The sequence below is a fragment of the Anaerobranca gottschalkii DSM 13577 genome, from assembly GCF_900111575.1.
In the GTDB taxonomy this organism is placed as follows: Bacteria; Bacillota; Proteinivoracia; order Proteinivoracales; family Proteinivoracaceae; genus Anaerobranca; species Anaerobranca gottschalkii.
In genome coordinates this window covers 1-1,075 of sequence record NZ_FOIF01000109.1, presented here as the reverse complement: position 1 = coordinate 1,075, position 1,075 = coordinate 1, and the positions used below count along the sequence as shown (strand labels likewise).

At 31.8% G+C, this 1,075-nt stretch carries 1 protein-coding gene and 1 riboswitch; the gene reads left to right on the top strand.

Features of this window, described 5'->3' with window-relative positions:
• Positions 1 to 86 precede the first annotated feature (86 nt).
• Positions 87 to 215, top strand: a riboswitch (FMN riboswitch).
• Between the two features lie 103 nt (positions 216 to 318).
• A complete protein-coding gene (locus BMX60_RS11840; protein WP_091351634.1) occupies positions 319 to 924 on the top strand; it encodes an ECF transporter S component in 606 nt (201 codons plus the stop codon).
• Positions 925 to 1,075 lie beyond the last annotated feature (151 nt).

Genomic DNA, 1,075 nt, shown 5'->3' with positions numbered 1-1,075 from the left:
TGTATTTTGAAAACATGATGTTTTTTAGTATTGCAATAGATGAAAAATGTGGTATAATTGATTTAGAAAAATTAAATACAACTGATATATATCTTCAGGGCAGGGTGAAATTCCCGACCGGCGGTAAAGCCCGCGAACTCTTTCATCTAATTTGAAAGAGCTGATCTGGTGAAATTCCAGGGCCGACAGTAAAGTCTGGATGGGAGAAGATAGATAGTGGTATTGCCACTTAGTTATGTTTTTGCGTATTTCCCCCCTGATATATATCAGGGGGTTATTTAATTTTTCCTAAAATAATTTTTTAGGAGGAAGATTATTATGCAAAATGTATTAAAAGTTCAAAAGAAAAAAAGGTTAGACACAAAAGTTTTAGTAAGGATATCTCTCCTTTCAGTAATTTCTTATTTGTTAATGTTTATCCACGGACCACTTCCTATTTTTCCAGCTTTTTTAAAGTTAGATGTAGCTGAATTACCTGCGTTAATCGGCGGTTTTAGTATGGGGCCCTTAGCAGGTGTAGCAATAGTTTTAATAAAAAATATACTACATTTTGTAACCAAAACTAGTACCGGTGGTGTTGGAGAACTTTCTAACTTTATAGTAGGGAGTGCCTATGTTCTAACAGCAAGTTTAATTTATCTAAAATATAAAAGCCGCTTAGGAGCTATTTTAGGTATGCTTTTAGGTACTATTATGATGGCCATCACTGGAGCTCTTTCAAACTATTACTTAATAATTCCTTTTTATTCAAACTTTATGCCAATAGAACAAATAGTAGCTTTAGGGAGTGCTGTAAATAAGTATATTGTCGATGTTCAAACACTAATACTTTATGGTATTACACCTTTTAACATAGTTAAAGGATTAAGTAATAGTATATTAACATTAGTAATGTATAAAAGTGTTTCAAGATTGTTAAAGTAGTGAAGAAGGGGACCAAATACCCCTTCTTCCTTTTATCTAATCAGCCTTAGTTTAACATAAATTTCCTCTTGCATAAGAGAAAAAAATATGCTAATATAATTTTCGTCGTTGTCACACCAGAAGTTTTAAAAAGAAAAACAAAAAAACAAAA